Origin of the sequence: Corynebacterium aurimucosum ATCC 700975 (assembly GCF_000022905.1) — a bacterium.
GTDB lineage: Bacteria > Actinomycetota > Actinomycetes > Mycobacteriales > Mycobacteriaceae > Corynebacterium > Corynebacterium aurimucosum_F.
Map to the genome: position 1 here is coordinate 99,283 of NC_012590.1, position 25,514 is coordinate 124,796.

At 61.6% G+C, this 25,514-nt stretch carries 31 protein-coding genes and 1 tRNA gene; 10 read left to right on the plus strand and 22 right to left on the minus strand.

What is annotated here, in order from left to right:
- Nucleotides 1-9: 9 nt before the first annotated feature.
- On the plus strand, nucleotides 10-819 hold the full coding sequence (locus CAURI_RS00640; protein ID WP_010188302.1) for an alpha/beta hydrolase: 810 nt from the start codon (nucleotides 10-12) through the stop codon (nucleotides 817-819).
- Nucleotides 820-822: 3 nt separating this feature from the next.
- Here the strand turns inward: CAURI_RS00640 and CAURI_RS00645 are convergent, their stop codons facing one another.
- The 5 genes from CAURI_RS00645 to CAURI_RS00665 all read right to left on the minus strand — a co-directional run bounded on the left by CAURI_RS00645 (nucleotide 823) and on the right by CAURI_RS00665 (nucleotide 8,793).
- Nucleotides 823-4,167: an arabinosyltransferase domain-containing protein gene (locus tag CAURI_RS00645; RefSeq protein ID WP_010188304.1), complete on the minus strand. Its 3,345-nt coding sequence runs from the start codon at nucleotides 4,165-4,167 to the stop codon at nucleotides 823-825.
- 31 nt (nucleotides 4,168-4,198) lie between these two features.
- Nucleotides 4,199-6,139, minus strand: coding sequence for a galactan 5-O-arabinofuranosyltransferase (locus tag CAURI_RS00650; protein ID WP_010188306.1), 1,941 nt, complete (start codon nucleotides 6,137-6,139; stop codon nucleotides 4,199-4,201).
- 38 nt (nucleotides 6,140-6,177) lie between these two features.
- On the minus strand, nucleotides 6,178-6,936 hold the full coding sequence (locus CAURI_RS00655; protein ID WP_010188308.1) for a decaprenylphospho-beta-D-erythro-pentofuranosid-2-ulose 2-reductase: 759 nt from the start codon (nucleotides 6,934-6,936) through the stop codon (nucleotides 6,178-6,180).
- 14 nt (nucleotides 6,937-6,950) lie between these two features.
- Nucleotides 6,951-8,366: a decaprenylphosphoryl-beta-D-ribose oxidase gene (locus CAURI_RS00660; RefSeq protein WP_010188310.1), complete on the minus strand. Its 1,416-nt coding sequence runs from the start codon at nucleotides 8,364-8,366 to the stop codon at nucleotides 6,951-6,953.
- 148 nt (nucleotides 8,367-8,514) lie between these two features.
- A complete protein-coding gene (locus tag CAURI_RS00665) occupies nucleotides 8,515-8,793 on the minus strand; it encodes a hypothetical protein (RefSeq protein ID WP_010188312.1) in 279 nt (92 codons plus the stop codon).
- Between the two features lie 36 nt (nucleotides 8,794-8,829).
- On the opposite strand from CAURI_RS00665, the gene CAURI_RS00670 reads away from it, so the two are divergent.
- The 4 genes from CAURI_RS00670 to CAURI_RS00685 are packed head-to-tail and all read left to right on the plus strand — an operon-like array spanning nucleotide 8,830 to nucleotide 11,028.
- The gene (locus CAURI_RS00670) at nucleotides 8,830-9,252 is read left to right on the plus strand and encodes a hypothetical protein (protein ID WP_010188314.1); all 423 of its coding nucleotides are present in this window, start codon (nucleotides 8,830-8,832) and stop codon (nucleotides 9,250-9,252) included.
- Between the two features lie 20 nt (nucleotides 9,253-9,272).
- Nucleotides 9,273-10,148, plus strand: a complete 876-nt coding sequence (locus CAURI_RS00675; RefSeq protein WP_010188316.1) for a plasmid pRiA4b ORF-3 family protein — start codon at nucleotides 9,273-9,275, stop codon at nucleotides 10,146-10,148.
- 32 nt (nucleotides 10,149-10,180) lie between these two features.
- Nucleotides 10,181-10,570, plus strand: a complete 390-nt coding sequence (locus CAURI_RS00680; protein ID WP_010188318.1) for a GtrA family protein — start codon at nucleotides 10,181-10,183, stop codon at nucleotides 10,568-10,570.
- A 2-nt stretch (nucleotides 10,571-10,572) separates the two neighbouring features.
- The gene (locus CAURI_RS00685; RefSeq protein WP_010188320.1) at nucleotides 10,573-11,028 is read left to right on the plus strand and encodes a GtrA family protein; all 456 of its coding nucleotides are present in this window, start codon (nucleotides 10,573-10,575) and stop codon (nucleotides 11,026-11,028) included.
- Here the strand turns inward: CAURI_RS00685 and glfT1 are convergent.
- The 3 genes from glfT1 to CAURI_RS00700 form a co-directional block, all read right to left on the minus strand.
- The gene (gene glfT1 / locus CAURI_RS00690) at nucleotides 11,025-11,930 is read right to left on the minus strand and encodes a galactofuranosyltransferase GlfT1 (protein ID WP_010188322.1); all 906 of its coding nucleotides are present in this window, start codon (nucleotides 11,928-11,930) and stop codon (nucleotides 11,025-11,027) included. The genes CAURI_RS00685 and glfT1 overlap by 4 nt on opposite strands.
- A gap of 60 nt (nucleotides 11,931-11,990) precedes the next feature.
- Nucleotides 11,991-12,398, minus strand: coding sequence for a hypothetical protein (locus CAURI_RS00695; protein WP_010188323.1), 408 nt, complete (start codon nucleotides 12,396-12,398; stop codon nucleotides 11,991-11,993).
- 220 nt (nucleotides 12,399-12,618) lie between these two features.
- The gene (locus tag CAURI_RS00700) at nucleotides 12,619-12,921 is read right to left on the minus strand and encodes a hypothetical protein (RefSeq protein ID WP_010188326.1); all 303 of its coding nucleotides are present in this window, start codon (nucleotides 12,919-12,921) and stop codon (nucleotides 12,619-12,621) included.
- 267 nt (nucleotides 12,922-13,188) lie between these two features.
- Here CAURI_RS00700 and CAURI_RS00705 point away from each other — a divergent pair, with 267 nt between their 5' ends.
- Nucleotides 13,189-13,782 (plus strand): GNAT family N-acetyltransferase, encoded by a 594-nt coding sequence (locus CAURI_RS00705; RefSeq protein ID WP_012714744.1) that lies wholly within the window; start codon nucleotides 13,189-13,191, stop codon nucleotides 13,780-13,782.
- Between the two features lie 2 nt (nucleotides 13,783-13,784).
- Here the strand turns inward: CAURI_RS00705 and wzt are convergent, their stop codons facing one another.
- Together wzt and wzm are read right to left on the minus strand one after the other, a co-directional pair.
- Complete coding sequence (wzt, locus tag CAURI_RS00710) at nucleotides 13,785-14,582, minus strand: galactan export ABC transporter ATP-binding subunit Wzt/RfbE (RefSeq protein WP_010188329.1); 798 nt, start codon at nucleotides 14,580-14,582, stop codon at nucleotides 13,785-13,787.
- A 12-nt stretch (nucleotides 14,583-14,594) separates the two neighbouring features.
- Nucleotides 14,595-15,446, minus strand: a complete 852-nt coding sequence (wzm, locus tag CAURI_RS00715) for a galactan export ABC transporter permease subunit Wzm/RfbD (protein WP_049754615.1) — start codon at nucleotides 15,444-15,446, stop codon at nucleotides 14,595-14,597.
- 196 nt (nucleotides 15,447-15,642) lie between these two features.
- Here wzm and CAURI_RS00720 point away from each other — a divergent pair, with 196 nt between their 5' ends.
- On the plus strand, nucleotides 15,643-16,854 hold the full coding sequence (locus CAURI_RS00720; RefSeq protein WP_010188331.1) for an aminotransferase class V-fold PLP-dependent enzyme: 1,212 nt from the start codon (nucleotides 15,643-15,645) through the stop codon (nucleotides 16,852-16,854).
- Here CAURI_RS00720 and CAURI_RS00725 read toward each other — a convergent pair.
- Together CAURI_RS00725 and CAURI_RS00730 are read right to left on the minus strand one after the other, a co-directional pair.
- Nucleotides 16,851-17,807 carry an NAD(P)H-quinone oxidoreductase gene (locus CAURI_RS00725; RefSeq protein WP_010188332.1) on the minus strand — a complete coding sequence of 319 codons (957 nt, stop codon included), beginning with the start codon at nucleotides 17,805-17,807 and terminating at the stop codon, nucleotides 16,851-16,853. The two genes, CAURI_RS00720 and CAURI_RS00725, sit on opposite strands and share 4 nt — an antisense overlap.
- Nucleotides 17,808-17,822: 15 nt before the next feature.
- Entirely contained in the window at nucleotides 17,823-18,719 is an 897-nt protein-coding gene (locus CAURI_RS00730; RefSeq protein WP_010188333.1) for an NAD(P)/FAD-dependent oxidoreductase, read from the minus strand.
- A gap of 153 nt (nucleotides 18,720-18,872) precedes the next feature.
- Between CAURI_RS00730 and CAURI_RS00735 the strand changes: the two genes are divergently transcribed.
- Nucleotides 18,873-18,960, plus strand: a tRNA-Ser gene (locus tag CAURI_RS00735).
- A gap of 13 nt (nucleotides 18,961-18,973) precedes the next feature.
- Here CAURI_RS00735 and CAURI_RS00740 read toward each other — a convergent pair.
- The gene (locus CAURI_RS00740) at nucleotides 18,974-19,258 is read right to left on the minus strand and encodes a hypothetical protein (RefSeq protein ID WP_010188334.1); all 285 of its coding nucleotides are present in this window, start codon (nucleotides 19,256-19,258) and stop codon (nucleotides 18,974-18,976) included.
- 55 nt (nucleotides 19,259-19,313) lie between these two features.
- Between CAURI_RS00740 and CAURI_RS13910 the strand changes: the two genes are divergently transcribed.
- A complete protein-coding gene (locus CAURI_RS13910; protein WP_010188335.1) occupies nucleotides 19,314-19,454 on the plus strand; it encodes a type II toxin-antitoxin system Phd/YefM family antitoxin in 141 nt (46 codons plus the stop codon).
- A 79-nt stretch (nucleotides 19,455-19,533) separates the two neighbouring features.
- Here CAURI_RS13910 and CAURI_RS00745 read toward each other — a convergent pair whose 3' ends face one another.
- From CAURI_RS00745 to CAURI_RS14165, 5 genes are all read right to left on the minus strand, one after another.
- Nucleotides 19,534-19,803 (minus strand): type II toxin-antitoxin system RelE family toxin, encoded by a 270-nt coding sequence (locus CAURI_RS00745; RefSeq protein ID WP_010188336.1) that lies wholly within the window; start codon nucleotides 19,801-19,803, stop codon nucleotides 19,534-19,536.
- A gap of 9 nt (nucleotides 19,804-19,812) precedes the next feature.
- Nucleotides 19,813-20,082 (minus strand): prevent-host-death family protein, encoded by a 270-nt coding sequence (locus CAURI_RS00750; protein ID WP_236660854.1) that lies wholly within the window; start codon nucleotides 20,080-20,082, stop codon nucleotides 19,813-19,815.
- 45 nt (nucleotides 20,083-20,127) lie between these two features.
- Complete coding sequence (locus CAURI_RS00755; RefSeq protein ID WP_010188339.1) at nucleotides 20,128-20,871, minus strand: NAD-dependent deacylase; 744 nt, start codon at nucleotides 20,869-20,871, stop codon at nucleotides 20,128-20,130.
- A 4-nt stretch (nucleotides 20,872-20,875) separates the two neighbouring features.
- Complete coding sequence (locus CAURI_RS00760) at nucleotides 20,876-21,607, minus strand: DUF1648 domain-containing protein (RefSeq protein WP_010188341.1); 732 nt, start codon at nucleotides 21,605-21,607, stop codon at nucleotides 20,876-20,878.
- A gap of 197 nt (nucleotides 21,608-21,804) precedes the next feature.
- A complete protein-coding gene (locus CAURI_RS14165) occupies nucleotides 21,805-21,933 on the minus strand; it encodes a rhodanese-like domain-containing protein (RefSeq protein WP_256380802.1) in 129 nt (42 codons plus the stop codon).
- A 72-nt stretch (nucleotides 21,934-22,005) separates the two neighbouring features.
- On the opposite strand from CAURI_RS14165, the gene CAURI_RS00765 reads away from it, so the two are divergent.
- The gene (locus tag CAURI_RS00765; protein WP_010188343.1) at nucleotides 22,006-22,320 is read left to right on the plus strand and encodes a DUF4288 domain-containing protein; all 315 of its coding nucleotides are present in this window, start codon (nucleotides 22,006-22,008) and stop codon (nucleotides 22,318-22,320) included.
- A gap of 137 nt (nucleotides 22,321-22,457) precedes the next feature.
- Here the strand turns inward: CAURI_RS00765 and CAURI_RS00770 are convergent, their stop codons facing one another.
- From CAURI_RS00770 to CAURI_RS00785, 4 genes are read right to left on the minus strand one after another with little or no spacing between them, the layout of a single operon-like run.
- A complete protein-coding gene (locus CAURI_RS00770) occupies nucleotides 22,458-23,483 on the minus strand; it encodes a ThiF family adenylyltransferase (RefSeq protein ID WP_010188345.1) in 1,026 nt (341 codons plus the stop codon).
- The gene (locus CAURI_RS00775) at nucleotides 23,480-23,899 is read right to left on the minus strand and encodes a molybdenum cofactor biosynthesis protein MoaE (RefSeq protein ID WP_010188346.1); all 420 of its coding nucleotides are present in this window, start codon (nucleotides 23,897-23,899) and stop codon (nucleotides 23,480-23,482) included. The genes CAURI_RS00770 and CAURI_RS00775 overlap by 4 nt, the downstream gene beginning before the upstream one ends.
- Nucleotides 23,889-24,359 carry a MogA/MoaB family molybdenum cofactor biosynthesis protein gene (locus CAURI_RS00780; protein ID WP_010188349.1) on the minus strand — a complete coding sequence of 157 codons (471 nt, stop codon included), beginning with the start codon at nucleotides 24,357-24,359 and terminating at the stop codon, nucleotides 23,889-23,891. Before CAURI_RS00780 ends, CAURI_RS00775 begins: the two co-directional genes overlap by 11 nt.
- Nucleotides 24,356-25,507, minus strand: a complete 1,152-nt coding sequence (locus CAURI_RS00785) for a molybdopterin molybdotransferase MoeA (RefSeq protein WP_010188350.1) — start codon at nucleotides 25,505-25,507, stop codon at nucleotides 24,356-24,358. The genes CAURI_RS00780 and CAURI_RS00785 overlap by 4 nt, the downstream gene beginning before the upstream one ends.
- Nucleotides 25,508-25,514: the final 7 nt, after the last annotated feature.

A 25,514-nucleotide genomic window follows, 5' to 3' on the forward strand; every position in this document is an offset into this window, starting at 1 on the left:
CTTGGGGCCATGAGTGAGTACCAGCTAAGCCCTGAACAACAGCTCGAGCAGCTTTCCTCCTACATGGAGGTGCACTACCCGCTGCCGGACTTCCGCCCGCCGTGGGCTGGTGGAGGTTCGCCGGATGCGGACCGCTACTGTGCGCTGCTCCCGGACCGCATCGTGCAGGCCTCCATGATGGTGCTGGGCTCCGCGGTGGATCACTCGCTGCCCGGCACCGCCTTCACGGAAGGCGTGAGCGTTGAGAACTCTGAGGTGGGAGCGATTTTTGTTCCTTCAGAGCAGAATGGACGCTGGGCGGTGTCGTTGCACTCCGGTGGATGGTGGCGTGGTGACGGCAAGGCTCTGGAAATGCAGTGGCGGCCCGAAGTGGCTGCTGCGGCGCAGCTGTCCGGAACCACCATCATTGATGTCGATTATCCGTTGGCGCCGGAGCACACCGTGGCGGAGATGGTTCAGTCGGTTCAGGCGGCCGTTGACTATGCCCGCGAACACGGTGCCGAGCGCGTGACGGTGTGGGGCTATTCCTCCGGCGGCGCGCTCGCGGCGCTGGTGCCTGCCGATGCCCTCCTCCTCACCTTCCCAGACTTCGGCGCGCTGGCCAAGCTCCCGGAGGAGATCCGCGGTGAGTACGCCCTCGACGAGGCGGCGCTGCCAGCGGCCTATTCTGACATCTTGGTCCAGACCGCAACGCAGGATGAGATTGCGGAGCGCGTGGAGATTCCCGGTGCACAGACCGCGGAGTACGTGTCAATGCACCGGATCTCTACTCCGGCCGTGGCGCGTCAGCGGATTAAAGATTCGGCCGAGTTTCTTTAATCCCTACTGCTCGCCCTCCGGGCGAATCTTCATCTCGGAGTTCTTCCACAAGCCAGAGCGCTGGATGATTTCCTGGTCGATATCCGCCTTCAGCGGTTCCTCACCCTGGGAGTTGGTGCGCAGCTCATACTTCTCAATAGCGCCCCAGTCGCGCGCCCAATCGTTGTTGAGGTAACTCGGGATCTCATAGGAGTAGTTCACTGCCTCCGCGGTTGCCAGCGCGCCACCACCGGAGAAGGACTGGAAGTCCGTGAGGGAGGTTTGCGCGGCGGCGTCGGGAAGAATGCGGAACTCCGGAATCTCGGTCACACCGGCGTAGTGGTCGAAGGTGCGCTGGCAGGGGAACTGCAGGGCGACGGACCAGTCAAGGAGTGCCGGGGTGGAGGAATCGAACTGGGAGTTGATGGTGGCAAGCTCGGGCACGCGCGGCGGGGTAAACGCCATCCAGTCGTCTTCATCGGTGGAATCGTCTACCGCAACGAGGCGCACAACGTTGGCCTCCTCTGGGAGCTCGTCCAAAGCAATGCGGAGGTTGCGCCATTTGGGGGTCGCACCGACGTCGGAAAGCTCCGCCTCACCCTTGTTGGTGACCTTGCCGTCCTTGAGGGTGCCGTACTCCAAGGTGAGTTCGGTGCCTTCCTGCTCCACGCCGTTGACGTCATGGTGGTAAATCTTGCCGGCAGCAGAGACCGCGAGGATGGGGGTGTTTTCTCCCGGTTCCGGCAAGTTGTACCACTGGGTGGTGATGGTGGCGGTGGAGCGCTGCGACTCATCGTAGGAGCCCATGACCGGGACCTTTGTGTAATCCAGGTTGAAGGGCAGGTGCATCTCGGAGCCGTTGACGCCCAGGGTTCCGCGCACGCCACCGGCGGAAGAGTCGGTGACCTCAGTTGCCTTTTCCTCGGATTCGGTGAGTTCCTTCTGTTCATTGGACGCAGCCGAGTCATCACCGGTGGTGTTGGCAATGGCGCCTACCGACGCCGAGTTGAGGTTCTCCGGCTCAATATCTTCCTTGATCATGTTCGGGCCGAAACCGAAATTGTCTTCCTTCGGATCCACCAGGGAGTCTTTGAGTTCGCCTGTAACCGGAGTGAGGAAGGAATCGTTGGTGTTGGTTTCCACCAACGTGGCATCCGCGAGCGAGCAGACATCGCCGCGCAGGGACGCCAGGTTGCCCTTGCCCACGGAATAAGAATCCGCCTGGGCCACGTAGCCCTTGGCAAAGGAGGCGCAGGAGAAGGCCACGATGAGGATGCAGGCCACCGCAATCGGTGCGGACATGGCGCCTGCCCAGCGAGAAACCTTGGCGGCGTTGGCTGCCTCGAATTCCGCGAGGGTGCCGTCGGCCTCAGCCTTGTTCTTGCGGTAGCTGTGGACGAGAGATTGGTAGAGGCCAATCGCCAGGACCACCATGCCGATGGCGAGAACCACGGTGTTGGCCTCGATGGCCTTGAACTGCACCGTGCGGTCCCACCATGGAATACCGAAGGAGGACACGTACCACCACGCGTTCCAGCCTCCCAGGGAGATGGCGAGGAGGAAAATCACCGCGGCGATGGAGAAGGTCCGGGCGCGCGGGGAGCGCATGGCAATCTGGGAAAGGACCACCGAGCCGAGCGCGGCGATGACGCCGGCGATACCGGCGTAGATACCGAAGTGGTGCGTCCACTTCGTCGGCGTGAACATGAGGAAGAAGGCCGAGAGCGCCATGATGGCCAACAGGCGCTTGGTGGGATCTGCCTCCGCACCGACGACGCGGTGGTTCTTGATGAAGGCGTAGATGATGAGCGCCAAGCAGAAAAGCATGGTGAACATGGCGAAACGGCGCGTCAGGGAGCCATCCACGGAGGGCTCGAAGAGCGTGGAGTAGCGCACGAACTCGGAGTACCACGGCAGGGACGGGCCGACCGCGGAACGCACGCGAGTGGATTCGATGACTGACGCCAACGTTTGGTCCCCGAAGGCGGCAACCATGACCGCAGTGCCGCAGGCAAGGAACGGGGCAATGAGTGCCGGCCAGGTGACTTCGGGGGCGCGTGTGCCCATGATGCGGAACAGTGCGGGCAGGCAGACCAAGAAGATGCCCACCGCGGTCAGGCCGGTGGGGCCAGCGGCCAGGGTGATGGTGGCGATGATGGTGCCCACCGCTGCCGGCAGGAGACGCTGGGAGGAAATGGCGCGCTCGAAGGAAGCCCACGTCAGCATGACACCGAGGGCCACGATGGGCTCTGGACGTACGCCGTTGTTATAGGGCAGCCAGAAAGCCAGGAACATGAACGCGGCGGTCCAGTGCGCGAGGCGGCGCTCGTTCACGCGGGCACCGAAGCGCGGGAGCATCTCGCGCGATAAAACGAACCAGATGATGAGCGCCGAGATGAGCGAGGGCAGGCGCACGATGATGGAGGCGCTGGAGAATTGCGCCAGCCATGCCACGAGGTCGTAGTACGGCGCGCCGAACGGGGCCTCGGGGACGCCGTACCAGCGGTAGTAGTTCGCCATGTAGGTCGCGTGATCGGAAACGCGCCCCATGGTGAGGATGAAGCCATCGTCGGAGGTATTGGCGCCGAAGACATACCACCAGCCGAGTACAGCTGCCACGACGCCGTCGAGCGGGCGGATCTGCTTCCAGGTTTCGGGCATGAAGCCCAGGCGTTTGCCATCGAGGCGGTCAATCCGCCACAGGCAGACCAGGCTGATGACCACCATGGCCAGGCCCAGCCACATGGCGATGAGCTTGAGCGGTGTCGGGGAGGAGGTAAACCGGGAGTTGATTTCGACGTGGATGCGGAGGTCGTCGCCAAGCTCTGCGAGGTTCTCCGGGGTGTCGTCGATCTCGGTGTAGACGCCGGTGACCTGCGGGCGCAGATCTTCCTCGGTGGTCTTCTTGTGCTTGCCCACGGAGACGGTGGTCCCGTCCTCCGTGGAGGCGATGCTGAGGGTGGCGTCCTCTGGCAGCTTCGCCACCTGCTCGGCCGTGAGAGAGAAAATGACCTCATCGAGGCTTGTCACCGAGAGACCATCCTCGCCGGCGCGGACAAACATGCCGCGGTTGGAGGCTTTCTTGGACTCCGGGGGCACGGTGCCGTAGAGCAGGTCCTGGCCATCGCGCAGCTTGTCGACGGCTTCCAGGGGGATCTCTGCATCAATTTCTTCCGGCGCCACCGAGATGAGCGGGGCGTTGATGGACTGCAGGGAGCCCTGCTGGGGCCAATCGAAGGAGGATTGGGTCTGGTTCACCGGCAGCAGCGGCGTCGCCACGAAGCACAGGAATCCAATGAATCCAGCGATGATGGCGGTGAGTCGCAGGGACTGCGGTGCACGTAATGAAGAGGTTTTCCGATCTGACACGGCGATCAGTCTACGTCACCGCCTTGGCTTCTTAAGATCGCGCCGCCACGACGAAGGGGCCGATTTGTTGTGTGTTCCAGCCTTCCTCAAAGACCTCCGGGTTGAAGAACACCGCGCGGTAGCGCACGTTGGGCTGGTTGGGGTAGATGTCTTCAGCCAAGTGCGTCTTATAACCATCGCCGGGCTCTTCTAGATCGCCGCGGAAGATGAGGACGTCCGGCCCGCGCCACGGTGCGGACTCAAGTGACTTCGCAAACTCTTCCGGAGTCTGTTCCCAGGATTTGGAAGCCCACTCCTCGATTTGCAGGTTACGGGTGCTGAATTCTCCCAGCGGGTTGGCGTAGTTACTGGTGAAGGCGTTGAACCCGTAATAGGGGTTATAGGCCATGAAGAGCTTCTCATCGGTCAGGACAACCGTGTCGTTGGCCTCGTAGCCCTGGGCATCGATGAACTCACGGATCTGGCCGTAATTAGCGGAAGAATCGCTGGTGTAGCGGTCCGCGCGCTCCCCGTAGCCGTCGGTATCGGTATAGGCGTGGTCCAAGGCGGTCACGTTCGTTGCCGGGATCTGCTGGGCATAGTAAACACCGCCAAGCCCCATAAGGATGGCAAAGGCCAGGGTCACGCGCTTGTTGGTGGCTTCGCTGAACCCTTCCGGGTAGAGCGTGGGCAGGCCCATGAGGCGGACGTCGGCCAGCGCGAGGATGCCGGCCGTAGCGAAAAGCACCACGACGATCAGCTCCAGGCGGAAGCCCAGCAGCGTGCTGCCGGCGAGGGTCATGACCATGGAGGCCAAGGTCCACAGGTAGGTGCCGACAAGAGCGGTGCTCAGAGCGCGGATCTCGGGCTCGTCGATGCGCATGACGAGGTAAATCAAGCCGATCAGGCTGAGGATGCCAATGACGGACAAAGAGAGGAAAGGTGCGGGGATTTGGGTGCCCTCTTCCGGCAGGTAATGCTGCGCGGTGGACTCCAGCGGGGCGGCGGCGTGCAGCACCCCGTAGAGGTAAGGGCCCCAGGCAATCGCGGCGATGGCCAGGGAACCGGCCGCGATGGTGACCAGGTGCACGAGGGGTGCCCATGTACGTTCAGCGACGCCGGTGACCAGTGCAATGAGGCTGACGATGGTGAGCGCAACGGCGCCCGTGTAGAGCGTGTAGAAGCAGGCAGAGACTCCCAGGTAGATAGCGATTGCCGCAGTGGAGAACCAGGAAGCCCTGTAGAAAGCGTGCGAACACAGGACGGCCACCGCTGGGACACCCATGGCGATGACGGCGGAATAGGGCTCCTCAGCGCCAATGGTCAGGGTCACCGCCATGGTGGTTAAGGCAATGGCGGTGGCGACTGGCAGCGAACCGCTGAGCCTTTGCCACAGGGGAACTAGGATGCACCCGGCCACGGCCAGGGAGATAAGGCTCCACGGTTGATAAACCTCCCAGCCCGGCATGTTAAGGAGGTTCGCAAGCCGCCCGCCCATCCAGAACCAGCCCAACGGGTAGAAGGTAGGCAGGCCCTCGTAATTCATGTCCGCATAGGAGCTGGCCTCTGCGGCGCGGGTGAGGAACTGGGTGCGGAATACCTGGTCGACCTGGACGCCGTCGAGCCACAGGCGGGAGGCCGAAAGGGGCAAGCCGATACTGGTCAGCGTGAGCAGTGCGGGCGAAATGTAGCACACAGCGGTGGTGAGCCACGTCCGCCAACGGGGGCGCGGCGAAGCGCCGATCACCCACCACGCGCACAGAGCGCCCACCAACAGAACGGTGAGCGCAGTTCCCGCCGTGCTCAACGCACGGGTCACCATCGACGTACTGAACGCCGGGAGGGAGACCGTTTTGAAGGTGAAGAAGCCAATGAGCGTAACAAGGCCGCCACCTAAAGCGGCGGCGGCGATACCCACGAGGCTGGCGCGACGTGAGAGGCGATCGGCCTCATATTCAATGGTGGGAGACGACATGGTGGGAGACTCAGTCATGTAAGTAGTTTCCCACACGCCGTGGACTTAGCGGAACTTTAGAAAGGCAGCTTCCGGAAGATCGCCTGCGGGATGAACTTGAATCCCAAGGACACGTACTCAAACAGCGGGTGCACGAAGATGGACTGCTTGCCATCCAGCACTGCCTTGACGGTGGCCTTAGCCACGTCGGAGACGTTGACGGTCAGGGGAGCTTCGCCGGCTTCCGCCGACATCTTGGTGCGCACCTGGCCCGGGCGAACCACGAGTACCTTGGCGCCGGAGCCGCGCAGGGCTTCACCGAGGTTGATGAAGAAGCCGTCCACACCGGCCTTGGAGGCGCCGTAAACAAAGTTGGAGCGGCGCACGCGCATGCCGGCGACGGAGGAGATCGCCACGATGGTGCCGTGGCCCTGCTGCTGGAACTTCTGGCCGAGTAGGACACCGAGGGAGACCGGTGCGGTGAAGTTAGTCTGGGCCGAGGCAACTGCCTTGGCCTGGTCCTGCCACAGTTCCTCCTGGTCACCGAGGGTGCCGAAGGCAATGATGGCGACGTCGACATCGCCGCGCTCAAAGGCGCGGTTGACGACGTCCCCGTGGCCCTCGAAGTCAGTCGCGTCGAAATCGATGACCTCGACGTCGCCACCGCGGGACTCGATAGTCGCGCGGGCATCCGCGATGCGCGGGGAGTCCGCACGAGCCGCCAGGGTGACCTTGGCCGGGCCGCGCTCGAGGAATTCCTCGACGATGCCGAGGCCGATCTCGGAGGTGCCGCCGAGAAGGAGGATGTGTTGTGCTTGGCCTACTGCATTCAGCATGAGGTGATTCCTTTCTAGTGCAGCTCGAGGCGGCGGGACATATCGGAGGCGAAGACGCCGGTCGGGTCGATGTCGTTGCGAGTCTTGAGCCAGCCTTCGAGGCCCGGGTACATCTTGTGGAAGTTTTCCGCCGAGGTGCGGGACTCCTTGGCCAGGTAGAGGCGGCCACCGAATTCCATGACGCGCTTATCCAGATCATCGAGGAAGGCGCCCAAGCCCGGCTTGATGGGGAAGTCCACGCAGACATTCCAGCCCGGCATCGGGTAGGACAGCGGGGCCTTGTTACCCGGGCCGAAGAGCTTGAAGACGTTGAGCGCGGAGTAGTGACCGGACTTCTGCATATCGCGGATGATGTCCTTGAAGGGCTCGACGGCGTCGGTCGGCACCACGAACTGGTACTGCAGGAAGCCGTTGGAGCCGTAGCCGCGGTTCCACTCGCCGATGAGATCCAGCGGCTGGTAGAACTGCGTGAGGTTCTTGACCTGGTTACGTGCCGGGGCGCCCATGAGGTAGTAGGCCTCACCGATGGCCATGAGGGAAAGCTTGTTCATGGTGAAGTTCGGGAAGATATCCGGAACCGTCATCAGCTGCGGGGCATTGAACTTCAGCGGGTCCTTCGCCAGCTTCGGGGCGAGCTCCTCCAGCTGCTCCAGGGTGGCCAGGGAGCCGCGGGAAATAGTGGAGCGGCCCAGCTTTGGCTCCGGGGAGATGACGTCGAACCATGCGGAGGAGTACGTGTAGTTGTGCTCCGAGCCATCGGAGTGGAAGGCCACGGTCTCATCGAGGTTATCCGTGCGGTCGGTATCCGCGATGAAGTAGGCGGTTTCCGTCTTCGTCATCTTGATCTTGGCGCGCAGGATGATGCCGGTCAGGCCCATGCCGCCGACGGTGGCCCAGAAAAGATCGCCGCTCGGGTCATCCTCAGAGCCTTCCGGGGCTAGGTGCAGTACGCGGCCATCTGCCACGAGCAGCTCCATGGAGGTGACGTGGTCGCCGAAAGAACCGGCGGAGTGGTGGTTCTTGCCGTGGATGTCCGGGCCAATAGCACCGCCGATGGTGACCTGGCGGGTACCCGGCAGAACAGGAACCCACAGGCCGTATGGCAGGGCGGCCTTCATGAGCTGGTCGAGGGTGACACCACCGTCGACGTCGACAATGCCCGACTCCGGATCGATGGAGTGGATCTTGTTGAGCGGTTGCATGTCGATGACCAGGCCACCGGCGTTCTGCGCGGGGTCGCCATAGGAGCGGCCCATACCGCGGGCGATGACGCCGCGGCGCAGGTGGGAAGGCTTATCAGCATTGTCCTCAGCCACCTGGGCGACGGCCGTCTTGATGACGTCGACGTCTGGGGTGGACAAAACGTGGGCGGTTGTCGCCGCCGTGCGGCCCCAACCGTGGAGGGACTTCTCAGTAGTATGCAGTTCCATCTCTTACTCTTTGATTCGATGTGATGGGTCGGTTTTCTACACTACCTAGGCGGTCGTGCCTGTGGCGGGAGTGAAAACGTGAGATTAGGTACAAAAGCCAAGTAAACGGAACGTTTATATTGCCCGAGTCTGTGGTTTTAGTTCGGAATTAGTACAGATCCATGATCTCGCGGATTTCTTCCGGCAGTTCTTCTTGGGAGCTAATCTCTGGACCTTCGTAGGCGCGCAGGATCTCATAGACGCGGCCGCGCGAAGTGGAATCGAGGATGGGAAGTTCCTCGGCGATGAGCCGCGTCATAAAACCATTGAGCGGCAGCGATGTGTGTTCGGTCGCCAGAAAGTGGCCGTGACGCTTGTCGTCCTCGGCGCGCTCATCTTGCGCTGCTCGCTGTGCCGGGGTGAGATGCTCTTTTTTAGAGGAGTACATGCACGGTAGCCTACCGCCCGCCTAAAGTGGGGCGGTATGACCTCTCCCAAGCAAGATAATTATGCGCTGGATGACACCCTCGCCGGACGCATCACCCAAGCCGCGGCCGTGGGCATCATGACCGCATTCCCCGACTGGATTAAGAATAAGACTGCGCTCGTTTTCGCCTATGTGCTGTCCTTCCTCGGGTTCGGCGCGCTGGTGGCCATTACTAATGCCGAGAGCCACGAGGACCGGCCGGAGCCGGAGACTCCCGACGTTCCCGTGTGGGCCATCCCGGTTGCCTTCGGCATTCTGCTGCTGGGCGGATGGATCACCGTAAAGACTGAGCGCAGCGTGGTGCGATTTATTCGTCGCCGCGGGGTGGCAAAACCCTGGACCGTCTGGGGCGGAATCAGTGCTGCCATCGTCTTCATTCTCAGCGAGCTTGAAGCACGTGAGCTCACCGCCCGCAACTAAAAATGCGTATGGTGGGGCACATGAGCTCAAAGGTCACAGATTTGGCGCAGGTCCGCGCCAATCGTGGTGATTCTGCTCGAACCCTGCTGTGCCAGGTATCTAACGTCCGCGCAGATGCGGAGGTTCACCGTCAGATCGGTTTCTCTGATGCGCTCACGTTGGAAGAGCTCCACCATATTCTTGAAATCTGCTTCGGTCTGCCGCACGAGGATTCTCCGTGGCACTTCTTTGAGCACACCGAAGCCCGTGGCCAACGAATCGATCCAAGCCACACTGTGCGCGAGTTTTTGAGCCGCGAGGGCGAGCAGGTTGATTACGCCTGGGGGCTGTGGGATTTCGAGATCGTTGTGGTGGAGACCTACCCGCGCGATAGCGGCACGCCGGAGGCCCTGTGTGTGGGCGGTTCCGGTTCTTTCCAGACACCTTTTGATCTCACCGCCGTGAATGCGGAGCTCACTGGCCAGGAAACCATTGATGAGGTTCTGGATCTTGTGGCTAGTCCCGTTCGCGCGCTGATTGAAAGAACCCGGCTGTGCGATTTTGTTCCGCTCCTCCAAGCGCTGGACCTGAAGCGTGAGGTCAGCATTGAGGCTGAGGTGTTTCGCCAGCTGCGCACCTTGCCGCGTGAGGTGACGAACGAGGGCAAGGATGCTTTCTGGTCCATGGCTCTAGCGCTATCCTGCATGGGCGGGCGCGAATTGACCGATTCCGTAGCGGAGACGTCCATGGCCGCGCTGGGGTGGGTCGACGATGATGGGGAGGAATTGCATGGTTCGGCGATCCGGGAGCTGTGCTCGGCTTCGCTTAAGGTGCTTTCTTCTCTCGGCGCCTATGGTGAAAACGCCGTCGCACCCGTGGACCGCCTGGACATTTACCGCGCCCTTGTCCGCGGGTAGAGTATTTCGCCGTGACTGAACCTACCTCTAGCATGAAGACCCAACTCGTGCGCTTCGTATCCGTCGGTGTTTTCACCGCGGCGATTGATTATGGCCTTACCCTCTTTCTGACGTACCTAGGCCTGCACCGTTCTTTGGCGAAGGCGATTGGCTGGGTCTTCGGCACCATCGCCGCCTATGTGGCGAATGCCCGGTGGACTTTTGGAGCCCAAGTTTCTGGTCGCACCGCCGGCGCGGTGGGCTTGTTGTATCTGTCTACTTTCGCCGTGCAGAATTTCTTGTATTGGGTGCTCAACGCTCCGCTAATCAGCCTGGGCTTCGACGGCGCGCTGAAGGACACCATCGCCTTCGTCATTGCACAGGGCGTGGCCACGGTGACCAACTTCGCCATTCAGCGCGCCTTCATCTTCAAAGGAAAGTAACCATGCCCGGTCGCGCCGAACGCCTCTCACGGTCAAATTCCCTGCAGGCGCAGGGCACGAAGTTCGCGATCACGGGAGCTATTGCCGCGCTTATCGACGTCTCCCTGACCTGGCTCTTTCAAATTGGCTTAGGGGTATTCGGCGATGTGGCCTCGCGGACCGTTGGCTTTTCCGCCGGTACCTTCGTGGCCTACCTGCTGAATCGGCGGTGGACCTTCAACGCGCGGGCATCGAAGCGCCGCTTTGCTGCCGTGTTTGCCACCTACGCCATGACCTATGCGATCAACATTGTGCTGTATCGCTGGGCCTTCCCCTTCTTTGACCACACGCTGGATTGGCCTTCGTCCTGGGCGTTGGCGGTGGCTTTCGTGATTGCCCAGGGCACGGCAACGCTGATTAACTTCTTTGTGCAGCGGTGGGTGATTTTCCGCAGCACGCGCAAGTCCTTTGAGTTTTAGGGCCGGCGGAAGTCTTCTTTGCGGCCGCGGTTGTGCAGGCGCAGCCATTCCATGAATCCCTTCACGTCATGTTGCTGCACGATGAAGAACCAGCCGAAACGTGCGAATTCCTGCGGCAGGAGCTTGCGCATGCCGCGTTGCCATAGAAGATAGCCGCGGTTGCGGTAGGTGAAGAAGCGCTTGAACTCGCCCTTCGGGTATTGCGTGTGCATTTTGCCGCCGAGGATGGGCTTGAACTCATCGGAGCCATCTGGGTGCAGGTAGCTGGTGGTCAGCGCGGTGCCGAAGTTTAGGCCCGAGTTGACTAGACGGCGGTGGTATTCCACTTCATCGCCGCGGATGAACAGGCGGTAGTCCGGTACGCCGATGATCTCCATGGCTTCGGCGGAGATAAGCGCCCCGTTGAAGAGGGAGGCGATGCCGGGGAGGAAATCCCCTTCCAGCTCGCTCATGTAGCGCCGCCACACCAAGCCCTGGCGCAGCGGGAAAGCCAGCTTGGCGGGCTCATTGATATTGCACACGGCGGGGGATACTTCGTGGAGTGCGTTGTTTTCCGCAACTCGGTACAGCTCCTCTAGTACGTGGTGGTCAGCGGGGCGGCCGTCATCGTCAGCACACCACACCGCATCCGCGCCGAGGGCCAGCGCCGTCAGGAAGCCCAACGCGAAGCCTCCCGCACCGCCCAGGTTGGTTTCGGAAGGCACGTAGACGGCGCGCTCACCAGCTAGTTCGTGGAGGAGATCCTCTACTGCTGCTTCCGCACCGTTATCCACCACGATCACCCACTGCACTGGGTGTGTCTGGTTCACCACCTGCTCAAGGGAGGCGCGCAGCAGCTCCACGCGCTGGTGGGTGACGATCACAGCGGCCGTCGTTCCGGCCTGGGACAGAGTGGCAGTCATGGGTTCTATTGTGCCACTCGCATGTGGCGCTCAGGTGCGTGACATGGAGGTGACCAAGGTTTAGGCGTTGAAGCCCGGAACCTTGATGAGGCCGGAGTTCACAGCATTGACCACACCAGCAATGAGGCCGAGCACAATTGCGGCGATGGAGGTGCCAACGAGGATCTCGGCGGTGGTGCCCACCGGGTATTCCTTGGCGGAGCCGGCAGTCTCAAGGCCCTCCTTGATTTCCTCAGGGGTGCTGCTGCCCTTGCTGCTGATAGCTTCAGCGCCCTTTTCAATGCCGTAATTCACGGAGGAGGCGTAGCCATCGCCGCCGACGGCTTCCTTGAGTCCTTGCTTCAGAATGTAGCCAAAGACCTCGCCCTCGGAGACCTCAGAAGATCCCTTCTCAGCAGCAGTTGCCGGGGCAATGGACAGGGACAATGCAGTAGCGGCAGCAACGGCAGCAGCAGTGAAACGCTTCATGGAGGTACTCCTTGAGAGAAAAGTAGTTATGAGGAAGTAAAGGAAGGGATTGTGTAAACGTTCGTGATATGGAAAAGCTCCAGCCCACAAAGGACTGGAGCTAGAAATTCAAAGCTAAAAGCTTGATGCGTTCAGATTAGAACGGAAGGGAAACGCCCGGGATGAGGCCGTTCTGAACTGCGGTGTAAGCAGCGCCGAGGACGGCTACTGCAACACCGGTTCACCAAAGAATGTCGAAGGTGGTGCCAACGGTCCAGCCGTTTGCCGCGTCGGCCTTAAAGGAGCTGAAAAGGGGAGTGCGGCTCTGGTCGTCCTCGCGGTTTTCAAGAATATTCTCTACGGAGGAGGTCATGCCGTCTTGACCGGCTGCCTCTTTCAGGATGCCTCCGATGACGTAACCAGTGGTGTATGCGTCGTTGGAAGAGCCGTTCTTAGCATTCGGGTCACCGGCAGCAGAGGCAACACCAGTGGACAGGGACAGTGCGGTAGCGGCGGCAACAACGCCAGCAGCGAAACGCTTCATGATAGGGCTCCTTAGAGTTAAGAGAGAACGGTGCCTGTGATTCAGGCTCGCGAAAATTTTGAGTTGAGAGGACCTAAGAAAAAGAATAAATCGTAAAAATATCTATCGCGCTGCACCCATACAGGGGTATGCATTCTTCCAGCGCATGGGCTTAAAAGAGGTGTTTTGGTTTAGTGCTAGGTGCTTTCAACTGAAAAGCAATCGTGGTCTATGCCGGTGCATTATCGCAGGCTATTTTAAGGACGCTGCACACAGTACAGTGATCTCATGACCGAGAGAAGCGTTGAAGAAATGTGGGCTCCTTTTAGGGTTTCCATCCATGTGGGTGACCTGACCCTGCGGGTGCTGCGTGACAGTGACATCGCCGCGATTCATGGAGTCACCGCCGCTGAGATTTTTGGTGAGCCGCTTCCGGAGTACACGTTCCCGTGGTTGAAGCAGAAGCCTGATCCGAGTTTTCGGTGGGCGCATCGTGCGCAGATGTCTCCGGAAGAATGGTCGCTGGACTTCGGTGTGCACCTTGGCGGTGAAGTCATTGGTTCGGTGGATCTGCGGGCGCAGAATTTTCCCGATAACCATGAGGTCGTAACCGGATCGTGGCTCTACCACCGTCTTCAGGGCCGCGGGATAGGTACGCAGGTCCGCCACGCCGCTGCGGTCTTTTGTTTTAATTACCTGGGGGCTCATCGGTTGCGCTCTGAGTGGGAGCCGGGCAATGAGGCTTCCCAGGCTGTATCACGCAAGCTTGGCTTCGCCATCGAAGGCAACAAGGCCGTGCTGCGCAAAGAGGATTACCAGCCGGGGCCGGAAGTGACTGTGGCTGGGATGAGTGAAGAGCTGCGCGAAATGCTTGGGTATTAGCTCTAAACGTTCTCCTCGTTGTCGAAGCGCTTGCGCAAGTCCCGCACGTACTGGCCCACCTCAGGGCCTTCGTATTCGCCGACGACCTCGGAGACCTCGCCCACAGAGCGAATCTGGCCATGGTCGATCCACAGGGCGGTATCGCACAGCTGCGCCAGGAAGTCATTGGAGTGGGAGGCAAAGACCAGGATGCCGGAGCGCTTCACCAGGTCCTGGAGGCGGACGCGGGCCTTGGCCATGAAGGCGGCGTCGACGGCGCCGATGCCTTCGTCGAGAAGCAGGATCTCCGGCTCAATGGAGGTCACAACGCCCAGCGCTAGGCGCACGCGCATACCGGTGGAGTAGGTGCGCAGCGGCATGGAGAGGTAATCACCCAGCTCAGAGAATTCCGCGATCTCATCCATCTTGGCCTTCATCTGCTTGATGGTCTGACCTAGGAAGAGGCCGCGGATGATGATGTTGTCGTAGCCGGAAACCTCTGGGTCCATACCTACGCCGAGGTCGAAGACTGGGGCAACTCGCCCGCGGACGTCGGCAGCACCGCGCGTAGGTTCGTAGATGCCGGAGAGCAAACGCAGCAGAGTGGTTTTGCCCGCGCCGTTGTGGCCGACGAGGCCGACGCGGTCGCCCTCACGCAGGTGGAGGTTGATGTCTTTGAGCGCTTCCACCATGACCACGTTCTGGTCATTCTTGCCAATGGAGCCACCGGCCGTGGAGAGCATCGCCTTCTTGAGGGAGCGGGACTTGGCATCAAAGATGGGAAAGTCCACGCAAGCGTTATACGTATCAATGGAAACCATGGACGATCCTTTCTAGACCCAGTAGGAGACGCGGAAGCGCCACTGGCGCATGGCCAGGCCGGCGATGAGTAGGCCGGCGACGGTGCAGCCGATGACGATGAGCCAGTGGTAGCCGGCGACGGGCTCGCCGATCATGGGGGCGCGGATGATCTCCATGTAGTGATACAGCGGGTTGATCTCAGCGATGCGCGCGCGGCTAGCCACAGCGCCTCCCTGATCCTTCAGGGTGTTGGTCATCCACACGATAGGCGTGACGTAGAAGAGCAGCTGGGTTAGAGCCTCCAGCAGCGGGGCAACGTCACGGAAGCGCGTGGCGATGATGCCGAAGAACATGGCGACCCACACGCCGTTGACGAGGAAGAGTCCTAGCGCCGGGATGAACAGGAAGAACTCCCAGCCCAGGTGGCGCGGGAAGATAAGAATGAGCAACAGCCAGATGATGAGGTTGTGGCCCAAAAAGAGGGTTTGCCGCCAGACAAGCCGGTAGATATGCACCGACAGTGGTGCGGGCAGCTGTTTGATCAAGCCCTCGTTATCGATGAAGACCGTCGAGCCTTCCTTAATGGCGCCCGAAATGAAGTTCCACATAATCAGGCCCACGGTCACGTGGGGTAGGAATTCCGCCACGGGGATCTGGAAGAGCATGGAATACAGCAGGCCCAGGGCCGCAGCCATCACGCCGGTTGCGATGGTGATCCAGAACGGACCCAGCACCGAGCGGCGGTAGCGCTGCTTGATGTCTTGGATGCCCAGCTTGAACCACAGCTCGCGCTGGCGAGCGCCTTGCAACAGATCGGCGAAGGCCGCCGACATGGTCATGGAACGCGAGGCCGGCTCCTCGCCGGGTGCAGGCGCGGAGGTCATGCGGGCGACGTCGTCACGCAGGTTTTTCTTGTCTTGCACGTCCTTCACCCTAGCGCGCACGTCCGGCAAACACCTACACACACGCCCGTAACCTGGGAAAACACGTGCGAGCTGGGGAAATCGAGGGTTAGGAAAGATTTACGTGGGGCGTATAGAGTAGGGAGCGTTCATCCGCATCGGGAGGAAGGGTTGAAGCATGACGGAACAGTATGACGTCGCCAGCGTGCGAGGTCTTTACACTGGTCTGTCCGATGGTTGGACCTACCTGAACGCGCATGCCGCGCCGCAGATTGCGGAACGTGTGGCCTCTGGCGTGGCCCGTTCTTTCCGCATGTCCGCCACGGTGAAGCCGCTGGAGGACGCCGTGGGCGCGCACTCGGCGCATCACGACCCAGGGGAGCTCCACGCGGCGGACATGTATGCCTCCGCGCGCCGGGCGGTGGCGGATCTCACGGGGGCGACAGCGGAGCGGGTCATCCTGGGCCCGTCGCTGCCGGTGCTGTACCAGGCTTTGGGCGCTGCACTGCGCCCGCTGCTGCGCCGGCAGTCTTCGGTGGTGCTCTCCCGTTTTGATTCTCCGGAGTTTACGAGCGCGTTCGCACAGCTGGGTACTGATATTCGGTGGGCACAGCCGGACTTAGGAACTGGCGAGCTGCCGGCATTCCAATACGCTGATCTGGTTGATGGCTCGACGCGTTTTGTCGCCTTTTCTGGCGCCCACGAGCTGCTGGGCACGGTCACGCCGGCCTCGGAGATTATTGATTCGGTCCATGAGCGTTCGCGCGCCTGGGTGCTTGTCGACGTCTCATCGATCGCCCCCTACCGTCTCCTCGACTTTGATGCGATTGGGGCGGACATTCTCGGCGTGGATGTGGGAGCGCTGGGTGGCCCGCAGATGGCGGCGCTGGTCTTCCGCGATACCGCGATGTTCCGCCGCCTCGATGAGATTGTCGTTGGCCCGGTTTCCGCAGGCTTGGCGGGTGGTGTTGGTCCCCTAGTGGATCATCTAGCAGAACTCGCCGGCGGGGAGCGGGGTTCGCGCCGCGTGCGCCTGACGCGTTCGATGCAAGCTCTCTCCGGTTATATGGAGGAACTCACCGGGGATCTCTACAGCTTGTTGGGTACGCTGCCGGCCGTCCACATCCTTGGCGTGACGGGTGAGGCGGCTGCCGACGCCTCCGATGACCGCCTCCCACGCCTCACCTTTGCCGTGCGTGATGTGCCTGCGGACGTGATCCACCGCCGCCTCTTCGATAATGGTTTGGTGACTACCATCGCCCCGCACACCCCGCTGCTCACGGAGATGGGCGTGGAAGAGGTTGGCGGTGCCGTTACGGTCTCGCTGAGCCCGTTCAGCACTTACCACGACGTCGAGCACCTCACTCGCGTGGTTGCGTCGTTGGCTTAGACCTCGAGGACAAGCTTGCCCGTGACCTTGCCGGAGTCGAGGGCTTGGTGGGCTTCGGCAGCGCGAGCAAGCGCGTAGGTGGCGTGCAGGTGGTGCTTGACGCTGCCGTCCTCCAGCCAAGGCCAGACATTCTTGACGGTGTCGGCGACGATGGCGGCCTTGCCCTCCAGCGAGCGGGAGCGCAACGTGGTGCCCTGCAGGGTCAGGCGCTTATTGAGGAGGACACCCATGTTGAGCTCGGCCTTTGTTCCGCCCTGCATGCCGATGGTGACCATGTGGCCGCCCTTAGCTAGCGCGATGAGGTTCTTCTTGAGGTACTTCGCCCCCATGATGTCGAGGATGACATCGCACTGGTTCTTCAGTTCCTCGGCGAAGTCCTGCTCGTTGTAGTTGATGAGGATATCCGCGCCGAGCTCCTTGCAGGTGGCGAGCTTTTCTGCGGATCCTGCCGTCACGGCGACGGTGGCGCCGAGTTGCTTCGCCACCTGAATAGCGAAGGTGCCGATACCGCCCGCGCCGCCGTGGATGAGGATGGTTTGGCCCTTATCTAGTTCTGCCTCCATCGCGATATTGGACCACACGGTGCAGGCCACCTCGATGACGGAAGCGGCCTCGGCAAAGGAATAGCCGCTGGGGATGGGTAGCAGCTGGCCCTTGGGTACGGCCACGTACTCGGCGTAGCCGCCGCCGGCCAGCAGTGCGCCGACTTTGGATCCAACCTCGATGTCGGTGTCGCCTGCGTCGACGACTTCGCCTGCGACTTCGAGACCAATAATCTCCGAAGCGCCCGGCGGCGGTGGGTAGTGCCCGCGGGCCTGGAGCAGGTCGGCGCGGTTTACGCCGGCGGCTTTGACCTTAACGAGGACTTCGCCGTCTTGGAGTTGTGGTTTATTGGTTTCCCCCAACTCCAGCGAGTGTGGGTCTTCCAGGTTGGTCTGAATGATGGCTTTCATGCCACACCACCGTACTTAAATCCAATCATCCTCGACGAGAAACGCGTTGACCGCGATGGCTGCGGCGTTGGCCTCGCCCATCGCCACTGCCACCTGCGCTGGCGGGTTAACCACGTTGCCCACGGCCCAGACGCGCGGGTGGCTGGTGGCACCGGCTGGGCCCACCTTGATGAGGCTTCCGCCCATCGCAGGTGGCGGACTGTGGCGCTCAAGGTTGAGGTCAGTGAGGAACTCATCGTGCGGGTGAGGGACAGGCATGTAGAACAGCGCATCGACGGCATGGGGTGTGCTCCCAACCAGAACCTTTCCATCTTGGAAGGCGGTGACGGGGCCGTCGACAAGCGCAAGGCCCCGCCGAGTCAGGTCCGCGCGCTGTTCCTCGGTAAGCTCCATGCCGTTGGTGAAGAAGGTGATGTCCTTGGACCACTGGCGCAGGAGTGCCGCATGGTGCAGGGAGAACTCGCCGATGCAGAGCACGCCGAGCTTCTTGTCCGCCACCTCGAACCCGTGGCAATAAGGGCAGTGGAGGACTGTATTTCCCCAGTTTTCTTCGAGGCCCGGGATGTCAGGATGCACATCGTCCACGCCGCTGGCGACGATGATGGAGCGGGCCGCGACGGTCTCCCCGTTGCTCAACGTGGCGGTGAGGGTGCGGTCATTATCGGTAACGGAATCTACGGTGGCGTTCGCGATTGTTACGCCGTAGCTGCGCAGCTGCTTTTTGCCGCGCTCCTGGAACTCAAGGGGTGGCGTGCCCTCGAGGGCGATGACACCGTGGATTTCGTGGGCGAAGCGGTTGCGGGGAGTGGAGGAATCAACAACGAGGATACTGCGGCGGGCGCGGACCATGACCAGGGCTGCCTGAAGGCCGGCCGCGCCACCGCCGATGATGAGGGTATCTACTGTCTGCATGGGCCCGAGTAAACCAGAGCAAGGTGCGTGCGGCAATGGTTTTCAGTAGGTTGTGGCAGGCGCTTTGTGCAACGTGATGAGGCGAATTCTTCTCCCGTGGCGGAGTCTAGTACTCTGAACGTGTTGCGCGCGGTGCATGCTGACGCGTGACGAGGAGGCGTGGCAGAGCGGCCGAATGCACTGGTCTTGAAAACCAGCGTGGGGAAACTCACCGCGGGTTCAAATCCCGCCGCCTCCGCCAATTGTTTTGGGGGTCATTTGTTCAGGCTCTGCTTCTTGTCCTGCGCGGCTGTAACGAAGCTCAGAACGCATCCTGCCAGTAGGAATCCGCTAATTTGCAGGTGGGTGGCCCAGTTTCCTCCGCCGCCAGCGACGGCGAGAAAAATCGAAAATGCAACTGCAGCTACGCAGTGGATGGTCAACCGGCTATGTGCGCTTAGACGTCGTTGTGGCCAGGCTTTCCCGATGGCCCAGCTCACTGCTGTGAGAATGGCGTAAAAGACGATTCCCGCTAAGGCTCCTGGAACAAGGTAGAGCATGGATTCATCTCCTCTCGGGGGGAATAATGGTTGTGGTAAGGAAGGCGGTTTCGTGATGTCAGAGGATAACTATTCGGCGTGGGTAGAGACTGATTATCTTTTCGGCTCCCCAGTCAATGCTCGCCGGCTATTGGAGTCTTACGAGCAAGTGCTGGACGGAAAGGCTAAGGAGCACGACATCGATCTAGATGTCTAAGAACTATCTTCCGATCGAAGTGGAGTATTCACCTTCTAGCAGGGTGGAACCGGTTTTGTTTATCTGAGAGGAATTTTGCCTATTTCCGGTAAACATCTCGTCGGTGAGCAACGCGTAGCACGAGCACCACGAGCTTTCCGTCTAAGATCTCGTAAACCACGCGATAGTGTCCGACTCGAATTCTATACAGGTCGTCCGAGGCTTTTAGCTTCTTTACTCCATCCGGGCGAGGGGTAACGGCCAAGTCTTCGATTGCAGCAAGTAGTCGCCTCTGTGTCGGCCTGTCGAGCTTGCGTAGCTCCTTGGCTGCGGATGCCTTATAGGTGATGTGATAAGTGGAGTCAGCCATAGAAGGCGATTAGGTGAGTCCGAGTTCTTTTTTGAGGTCTTCGTGTGAAATCTCTACGGCTTCTCCTCGGGCAATCTCTGCGGTCTGAACATCCTCACGATCCTCCAGTGCTTCGACTGCGCGGGCGAAAAATGAAGGAGAGACGACAAAAGCGCGAACACGGCTTCCACGACTAGTGATGGCGACGGGCGTGTGCTGTGCCTCGTCAAGAATTTGGCTTTGGGATTGGCGGAATTGACTGGATGCCACTGACATTGTTTTCATACGACGAATGTACATCTTGTACATTTTGGAGGGCAAGGGCTGCGGATGTCGGGTTGCTGTTTATCCGATCCGCCCCGCTAGGATGCGAGGCAGCGACTCTGCTGCGGTGGCGGTGACCACGACGTCGGCAAGCGGCGAGAGGTCCGTGGGCTGTGGGGTGACTTCCACGATGGGGATGCCGCGCGCATGGGCAATCTGTGGCAGGCCGGCGGCGGGGTAGACCACGCCGGAGGTACCCACGATGAGCAACGCGTCTGCGGTGGACATGCGGCGCTCGGCCTCGGCCCATTCGTCGTCGGGCAGGGCCTCGCCGAACCACACCACGCCCGGGCGCACGAGCCCGCCGCACACGGGGCATTCGGGTGGGGTGATGCTCTCGACCGGTTCGCTCGGCAGTGCAATGTCCTCGTCATACGGCGTATCGCAGTCGGTGCAGCGGAATGCGAACAAGGAGCCATGCAGGTGAACCACGTCTTGGCTTCCGGCGCGCTCGTGCAGGTTATCGATGTTTTGCGTGGTCACCGTCATGCCGCGTGCGGCAGCAATTGCGCGGTGCCCGGCGTTGGGCGCGGCCCGCTGCGCCAGCTGGGCGCGCCACAGGTACCAGGCGAACATGGGCTTAGGATCATTGCGCCATGCGCTTATCGACGCCATCGCCACCGGATCCACGTTCTCCCAAATGCCCGTCTGCGCATCGCGGTACGTGGCGATGCTGCTATCCGCGCTCATGCCCGCGCCGGTGAACACCTCGACGTGGGTGGCATCAGAAAGAATCGAGTGTGCGCGCTCAAACAGGTGCTCCATATGCCTAGAGTACGGCGATGAGCACGCAGAATGCTATGGATGCAGTGAGGGCGATGCCCATGCGCCACAGGTAGCGCCGGCCCGGTTCGTGCGCGGTGTTGATCTGCAGCTTCGATGGATTCGTGGGGAAGACTGCCATGCACATGGGGTCTGTGGGCTCGTTGTAGACGCCCATGCCACCGGCAAAACGAAGTGCTTCGTTGCGAACCTTTTCATCATCGTCGGTTGGTATGGCTTTCACAGCCTTCGCAGATGTCAGCGTTAACCGGACGCCCTGAATCATGATGAACACGGTGAAGGCTATCCACGCGGCCACGAGGAGAAAGCCCGAGAAGGGGATATCCGGAATGACGGTGCAGACCGCAGTGAGGCACACGCAGGCCGTCATGGTGAGGACTGTCTGGGCAATGAACGTGGAGGTCTTTCCAGTGAGCAGCTCCGCGCGCTGTGCCGTGGCCTCGGAGAACGGAAGAGTTGACTCTGCCGGAACATCCATTGTTTTTCGAGCCAGCGAGATCGGCGGCACGCACAGCGGCAGCGCAATGGCGAACACAACGCCGATCCACACCAGGACCGTTGCGTTGAGGAAAGATTTGGGCTCGAAGCGGTCCGGGTTGCCCGAGCCATCGAAGTGGACCGGGATGGGATCAGGCACCGAATCCCAGCGCAGCAGCATGTACACCAGCGTGAGAGCACACACCACAGCGGTAGCGACGTAATACTGGCGGCTTCTCATGGCAGTGAGTTTACAAGGCGACCGGCCGAGGACCTCTGCGAAAGGCGTCTGGCAAAAGGCATCTGTCAAAAGGCATCTTTGGGATTAAAACGCCATTTGCGCGGGGGTAAAAGGCGTTTTTGGCTCTGAAAACGCCTTCTGGTTGATGCCTTTTACAAGATGCCATGTGAGCAGAGGAGACTGAGCAAGAGTGCGGGCTATGTGTCGTTGTGCTCTTGCCAGGCGTCGATGCCGCCGCGCAGCGAGTAGACGCTGCTGAAGCCGTGGGCGCGGAATGGATCTTCATTGGAGATGTGCTTAAAGGGCGACCGGCTGATTCTTTCCACGCTACGTGGTCTGGGTGAGCAGGTAGAGTCGAGCCCAAGCTGACCAAGAACCGGAAAGGACAGTAGCCGGCAATGGAACCTTATGTTGGAATTGTCGTGATGGAGCTTGCTAAAAAGTCCAGTTCATCTGCCCAAAGCTTCTTCCGCGAGGACTTTTATATTGTGTATGCGGAGTCGGAAGAGAAGGCTCGAGAGCGCGTTGAAGCGATGGCGAACGAGCAGGCCGATGGTGAGGACGTGAAGGTACGGCATATCGTGGATGTCGCGCCAGCCCTCTATGGTTATGTAGACCGCGATTGTGATCTCTACTCGCGGCACTTTGCGAACCTAGAGGACTACGAGCGTTTCGAGATGAAGCTCGGCGGAACCGACCCGTTGGCTGATTAATCGTAGACTTCGCGAAGAAACCTGCTGACTCTCTTCTGCATTGGCCTGGCTAGCTTTCGGAAGGCTTTCGCACCGCGCGGCGTGAAGTTAATTCTCCACGCTACGTTCGGCCTCTAGGTCATCGAGAGAAATGGTCTCTAGCTCGCCTCGGCGTCGGCTTCGGCCGAGAGTTCGGAGATGTGCTCTTGCCAGGCGTCGATGCCGCCGCGCAGCGAGTAGACGTTTCTGAAGCCGCGGGCGCGCAGGGCCTCGACGGCCTGGGCGGAGCGCAGGCCGCTGGCGCAGTAGAGGACGGCAAGGTCGGCGGGGTCTAGGGTCGGGTTGTGGCCGGCGAGGATCTCATCGAGCGGGAGGTGCTGCGAGCCGGGGATGAGGGAGGCGGCGCGCTCGGGGGAGGTGCGGACGTCGATAAGCGTGGCGTCCTCTGGGATCTCGCGGATGTCCGTGGGGTTGTCGGGGCGCGCCGGGGTGGCGCCGTTCGCGCGCACGGGGATGTATTCCCAGGTCCCGGCGAGGGAATCGTAGTAGCCCAGCGTGCCGATGAGCGGGGTGCCGATGCCCGTGAGGAGCTTGAGCGCTTCGACAGCCAGGGCGGAGCCGGCCACGCCGACGACCGGTCCCAGCACGCCGGCCTGCGAACAGGAGGGCACCTGCGGATCGGTGGGGAAGAGGTCCTCGTAGACCGGGCCGTGGCCGGAGTGGAAGACGGTGAGCTGCGCGTCGTATCCCAGAAGCGAGGCCCACACGTGCGGAATGTCCAGCTCATGGGCGGACCAGGAGGCAAGGTGGCGGGAGTAGAAGTTATCGGTGCCGTCGATGATGAGGTCAGCGCCGCGCAGCTGGTCGAGGGCGGTATCGGGTGTCAGGCGTGAGAACTGCTCGACGGTGCACTCCGGGTTGAGGGCACTCAAAGCCGCAGCGGCGGATTCGGTTTTGGGCTGGCCCACGGTTGCTGTGCTGTGGATGACTTGGCGGTGCAGGTTTGAGAGGGAGACGGTGTCGTCGTCGAAAAGCAGGATGCGCCCCACGCCAGCGCCTGCCAGGTAGAGCAGGGCAGGCGAGCCCAGGCCACCGGCGCCGATGACTGCGACGGTGGAGGCGCGAAGTCGTTCCTGTGTGGAGGTTCCCCACAGGGTTTCCTGGCGTGCATAACGTGAGCTCATTCCAGGCCTACCCACGTGGTGGTGTCATCGGTATGCAGCTGTTCTTTCCAGATGGGGACTTCCGCCTTGACGCGGTCGGCGCAGGTCGACGCCGCTTCGAAGGCGTCCTTGCGGTGCGCGGAGGCGGCGGCGACGATGAAGGCGGATTCGCCGATTTCTAGTGCTCCAGTCCGGTGCGCGCACCACAGGCGGACGGCGGGGAAAGCGGCGGCGACCTCGCCGGCGACACGCTCGATTTCCTGCTGGGCTGAGGGGTGCGCGGTGTAGGTCAGGAGCTTAACGCCCCGGCCGGAATCGTGGTTGCGCACGATGCCGTCGAATAAAACGACGGCACCCGTTTCCGCGGTGGCGATGTCGGGGGCCGTGATGGGCTCAGCACTGATGTGCGCGCCGAGTAGGCCGAAGTTAGTGCTCATTGATGCCTTCCAGCTGGTTGATGATGTGGTGAAGAACTGGTTCGAGGACCGCGCAGCCGTCCTTGGCCGCACCCGTAGAGCCGGGGAGGGCCATGGCGAAAGTCCGACCAGAAACGCCCGCAACGGTACGCGAGAGTGCCGCGGTGGGGATGGCCGCCGAGTGCGCATAGAAGGCGTGGGCCAGGCCGGGCAGTTCGCGGTCAAGATGTGGGGTGAGTGCTTCGACGGTGCGGTCATCCGGCGTGATGCCGGTGCCGCCGGAGGTGAGGATGACGGAGGGTGCATCGGCGAAGGCAGTGGCGAGGGCTGAGTCGATATCGGCGTCCGCGACGACGAGGGGCTGCGGGGTATCGAAACCTTGCTCACGAAGGAAGTTCACCAGGATGGGTCCGGAGCGGTCCTCGTACTCACCGGCGGCGGCGCGGGTCGAGGCAACAATAACGAGTGCGCGGCGGGTCATGAGAGTGGGAATACCCCCACGAGGTCGCCGGCTGAAAGCTGCGTATTAGCCGGGATACGGATGAGGGCAGTAGCACCGATGGCCTGGGACATCAGGTGGGAGCTGGTGCCGCCGAGGAAGGAGGCTTGGGTGATGCCATCGGAAATGTTGAGGATTCCACGGCGGAACTGTTCGCGGTTGTTGAGGCCTTCGGCGGGCTCAGTAAGGTGTGCTCTAAATGGAGCGGGAGCGTGGCCGATAACGGGCGCTAAGTAGAGGCGGAAACTCACCAGCGTGGAGATGGGGTTGCCGGGGAAGCAGACAACGGGCACCTCGCCTAAACGTGATAGGCCCTGCGGGCCGCCGGGCTGCTGCGCCACGTGGCCGAACCAGCCGTCCTTTTCGAAGATTTGGCGGATGACCTCGAACTTTCCGTGGGAGATGCCGCCGGAGGTGACGATGACATCGGGGCGGTGGGTGATGACCGCTTCGGCGAGGTCCGCGCGCAGGGCAGAAGGATCGTCATTCGTGCGCACGAAGCCGGCCACGTCGATGCCATACTGCGCAGCCAAGGCCGCGAGCATCGGTGCATTGGAATCGGGGATGGTGGCCTCGCCCGTGCCACCGATTTCCGCGCCGCCGGTGCAGATGAGGATGCGGGCGGGCGCGTATGTGAGGACCTCGGCCAGGCCCTGGGAGGCGAGGGTGGCGATGGAGGGGGCGTCGAGAAGCGCGTGCTCGTTGATGAGGGTCGTGCCGGCCTGGACATCGGAGCCGGCACGGCGGATGAACTGCTCGGGGGCTGCCGGCACGGTGACCGTGGCGCCCTCTTCCGGGAAGTGCGGGGGTTCGCAGTGTTCGACGGGGACGATGGTGGCAGTGCCCTCGGGGATTTTCGCGCCGGTCATGATGGGGAGGGCGGTGCCGTGCTCGAGCGAGCCCGGAGGATCACCCGCCGCGATGGTGCGGCCGACGGTGAAGGCGCCGCCGTCACATGTGGAAAGCGCATAGCCGTCCATCTGCGAATTATCGAAAGGTGGAAGGTTGTGTTCCGCGCGGTACGTGGCGGCGGAGCGGCGGCCGAAGGCGCTGGTCAGGGGAGTGGAGACCACCCGGGGCTGCGGAAGGGCCGCGCGAACGGCGGCGAGGTGTTCCTCATAGGTGCGCATCGGGTTC

Excerpts from the sequence above, each read along its gene's own strand:
- CAURI_RS00670 (WP_010188314.1), top strand. The coding sequence starts at position 8,830 with ATGACCTCTCCCAAGCAAGATAATTATGCGCTGGATGACACCCTCGCC.
- CAURI_RS00700 (WP_010188326.1), bottom strand. The coding sequence starts at position 12,921 with ATGAAGCGTTTCGCTGCTGGCGTTGTTGCCGCCGCTACCGCACTGTCC.
- CAURI_RS00650 (WP_010188306.1), bottom strand. The coding sequence starts at position 6,139 with ATGACTGAGTCTCCCACCATGTCGTCTCCCACCATTGAATATGAGGCC.
- CAURI_RS00720 (WP_010188331.1), top strand. The coding sequence starts at position 15,643 with ATGACGGAACAGTATGACGTCGCCAGCGTGCGAGGTCTTTACACTGGT.
- CAURI_RS00655 (WP_010188308.1), bottom strand. The coding sequence starts at position 6,936 with ATGCTGAATGCAGTAGGCCAAGCACAACACATCCTCCTTCTCGGCGGC.
- CAURI_RS00660 (WP_010188310.1), bottom strand. The coding sequence starts at position 8,366 with ATGGAACTGCATACTACTGAGAAGTCCCTCCACGGTTGGGGCCGCACG.
- CAURI_RS00760 (WP_010188341.1), bottom strand. The coding sequence starts at position 21,607 with ATGAGAAGCCGCCAGTATTACGTCGCTACCGCTGTGGTGTGTGCTCTC.
- CAURI_RS13910 (WP_010188335.1), top strand. The coding sequence starts at position 19,314 with ATGTCAGAGGATAACTATTCGGCGTGGGTAGAGACTGATTATCTTTTC.
- CAURI_RS00775 (WP_010188346.1), bottom strand. The coding sequence starts at position 23,899 with ATGAGCACTAACTTCGGCCTACTCGGCGCGCACATCAGTGCTGAGCCC.
- glfT1 (WP_010188322.1), bottom strand. The coding sequence starts at position 11,930 with ATGACTGCCACTCTGTCCCAGGCCGGAACGACGGCCGCTGTGATCGTC.
- CAURI_RS00685 (WP_010188320.1), top strand. The coding sequence starts at position 10,573 with ATGCCCGGTCGCGCCGAACGCCTCTCACGGTCAAATTCCCTGCAGGCG.
- CAURI_RS00770 (WP_010188345.1), bottom strand. The coding sequence starts at position 23,483 with ATGAGCTCACGTTATGCACGCCAGGAAACCCTGTGGGGAACCTCCACA.
- CAURI_RS00765 (WP_010188343.1), top strand. The coding sequence starts at position 22,006 with ATGGAACCTTATGTTGGAATTGTCGTGATGGAGCTTGCTAAAAAGTCC.
- wzm (WP_049754615.1), bottom strand. The coding sequence starts at position 15,446 with ATGACCTCCGCGCCTGCACCCGGCGAGGAGCCGGCCTCGCGTTCCATG.
- CAURI_RS00695 (WP_010188323.1), bottom strand. The coding sequence starts at position 12,398 with ATGAAGCGTTTCACTGCTGCTGCCGTTGCTGCCGCTACTGCATTGTCC.
- CAURI_RS00675 (WP_010188316.1), top strand. The coding sequence starts at position 9,273 with ATGAGCTCAAAGGTCACAGATTTGGCGCAGGTCCGCGCCAATCGTGGT.
- CAURI_RS00730 (WP_010188333.1), bottom strand. The coding sequence starts at position 18,719 with ATGCAGACAGTAGATACCCTCATCATCGGCGGTGGCGCGGCCGGCCTT.
- wzt (WP_010188329.1), bottom strand. The coding sequence starts at position 14,582 with ATGGTTTCCATTGATACGTATAACGCTTGCGTGGACTTTCCCATCTTT.
- CAURI_RS00640 (WP_010188302.1), top strand. The coding sequence starts at position 10 with ATGAGTGAGTACCAGCTAAGCCCTGAACAACAGCTCGAGCAGCTTTCC.
- CAURI_RS00705 (WP_012714744.1), top strand. The coding sequence starts at position 13,189 with ATGACCGAGAGAAGCGTTGAAGAAATGTGGGCTCCTTTTAGGGTTTCC.
- CAURI_RS00755 (WP_010188339.1), bottom strand. The coding sequence starts at position 20,871 with ATGGAGCACCTGTTTGAGCGCGCACACTCGATTCTTTCTGATGCCACC.
- CAURI_RS00745 (WP_010188336.1), bottom strand. The coding sequence starts at position 19,803 with ATGGCTGACTCCACTTATCACATCACCTATAAGGCATCCGCAGCCAAG.
- CAURI_RS00785 (WP_010188350.1), bottom strand. The coding sequence starts at position 25,507 with ATGCGCACCTATGAGGAACACCTCGCCGCCGTTCGCGCGGCCCTTCCG.
- CAURI_RS00740 (WP_010188334.1), bottom strand. The coding sequence starts at position 19,258 with ATGCTCTACCTTGTTCCAGGAGCCTTAGCGGGAATCGTCTTTTACGCC.
- CAURI_RS00780 (WP_010188349.1), bottom strand. The coding sequence starts at position 24,359 with ATGACCCGCCGCGCACTCGTTATTGTTGCCTCGACCCGCGCCGCCGCC.
- CAURI_RS00680 (WP_010188318.1), top strand. The coding sequence starts at position 10,181 with ATGAAGACCCAACTCGTGCGCTTCGTATCCGTCGGTGTTTTCACCGCG.
- CAURI_RS00665 (WP_010188312.1), bottom strand. The coding sequence starts at position 8,793 with ATGTACTCCTCTAAAAAAGAGCATCTCACCCCGGCACAGCGAGCAGCG.
- CAURI_RS00750 (WP_236660854.1), bottom strand. The coding sequence starts at position 20,082 with ATGTACATTCGTCGTATGAAAACAATGTCAGTGGCATCCAGTCAATTC.
- CAURI_RS00725 (WP_010188332.1), bottom strand. The coding sequence starts at position 17,807 with ATGAAAGCCATCATTCAGACCAACCTGGAAGACCCACACTCGCTGGAG.